Source organism: Streptomyces sp. UH6, from assembly GCF_013421635.1.
In the GTDB taxonomy this organism is placed as follows: domain Bacteria; phylum Actinomycetota; class Actinomycetes; order Streptomycetales; family Streptomycetaceae; genus Streptomyces; species Streptomyces abyssomicinicus.
This window is the reverse complement of sequence record NZ_JACADT010001297.1, coordinates 1-1,281: the sequence shown is the minus strand read 5'-3', so window position 1 is coordinate 1,281 and position 1,281 is coordinate 1. Positions and strand designations below refer to the sequence as shown.

3 protein-coding genes are annotated in these 1,281 nt (G+C 69.6%); 1 reads left to right on the top strand and 2 read right to left on the bottom strand.

The window, feature by feature from the left end; translation table 11 throughout:
• The coding region (locus HW445_RS31415) for an MvdC/MvdD family ATP grasp protein (protein WP_374939735.1) at window positions 1-382 on the bottom strand (382 nt) is incomplete at its 3' end.
• A 24-nt stretch (window positions 383-406) separates the two neighbouring features.
• Window positions 407-604, bottom strand: coding sequence for a putative ATP-grasp-modified RiPP (gene tgmA / locus HW445_RS31410; protein ID WP_180224168.1), 198 nt, complete (start codon window positions 602-604; stop codon window positions 407-409).
• Window positions 605-835: 231 nt separating this feature from the next.
• Between tgmA and HW445_RS31405 the strand changes: the two genes are divergently transcribed.
• On the top strand, window positions 836-1,114 hold the full coding sequence (locus HW445_RS31405; RefSeq protein ID WP_180224167.1) for a GlsB/YeaQ/YmgE family stress response membrane protein: 279 nt from the start codon (window positions 836-838) through the stop codon (window positions 1,112-1,114).
• The last annotated feature ends 167 nt before the right edge of the window (window positions 1,115-1,281 follow it).

The following is a 1,281-nucleotide window of genomic DNA, read 5'->3' as shown; positions in this document are numbered from 1 at the left end:
CCAGCCGCAACTGCCAGGGCTTGTGCCGCGCCAGGTAGGCGGCCTCGGGTGGATTCATCCAGCGCGCACCACTGCCCCGCAGCATGCCGTACAGCGCCTGTGTCGCCTCCTGGGTGAGCCAGGCCGACGCCTGCGCCCCGCCGCTGCCCGCGACCCCGGGCCGGCGCACCCAGACCGACCGCAGCGCGCCCAGCCCGACCCGGCGGCCGCCCACCGAGAGCGTGCCGCGCAGCCCGCCGTCGCCGTACTCCCCGGACAGGCCGACCGCTCCCGGAAGATCGGCCGGATCCAGGCGGACGACCCGGACCCCTTGTGAGCCGAGCCGGTCCACCACCAGATCCGCCGTCACATCCTGTGTACATGTCAGGATCAGTACGGTCATCGCTTCGCGTCCGCACCACCTCCGTCAGTCGTCGAAATGGGTCTTGGAACCGGCGGTGGAGGTGGTCGACCCCAGCTCGCGGAGCAGCGCGCGGTCGTGTGCGGCCGGACGCCCGTCGTCGAGGACGTTCACCTGCAGGAGCGGGTCGTATCTGTAGGGCGGCGCGTGGGTGACCAGGGGATCCTCCGCCGGCCGGGCGTAGTCGAGGGCGAACATGCGCATGGGTCTCTCCCTGGGACGGTCCGTCACCTTCTCCGTTCGGACACGACCCGCCCGGCGCTGCCACTCGGTCGCCGGGCGCTCCGCCTCCAGGGACTTATACGTGCCGGACCGGTGATTGGTTTCCTCACGCTCCGTAATCATCCGGGGAGGTGGCGCGAATAGTTGGTTTGCCGTGGCGTGTACGGATCATCCGAAGAAAGGACAGACAACCTGGATGACTGTGGAGGAATCGTGGGCATCATCGCCTGGATCCTGATCGGCCTGATCGCCGGCGCCATCGCGAAGGCGCTGCTCCCCGGGCGCGACCCCGGTGGCATCATCATCACCATGCTGATCGGCGTGGCCGGTGGTCTGCTGGGCGGCTGGCTGGGCAAGGTCATCTTCGGCGTCGATTCGATCGACGGCTTCTTCGACCTGTCCACGTGGGTGGCAGCCATCATCGGCTCGGTGATCCTGCTGCTGATCTACCGTGCCGTGACAGGTAACCGAAGCTCGCACCGCCACGCCTGACCCGACCGGACCTGAACTGGCCGGACAGGCACGACCCTTTCCCATCGTCGGCGCCCGCACCGTTTCCCGGTGCGGGCGCCGACGTGTGAGCACCCGGCAGCCGGCCGCGCCGCCGCACCCCTCCAGCAGCGCGTCCGCGGGCTCGAGTCCGTTCTGCCGCACGCTCT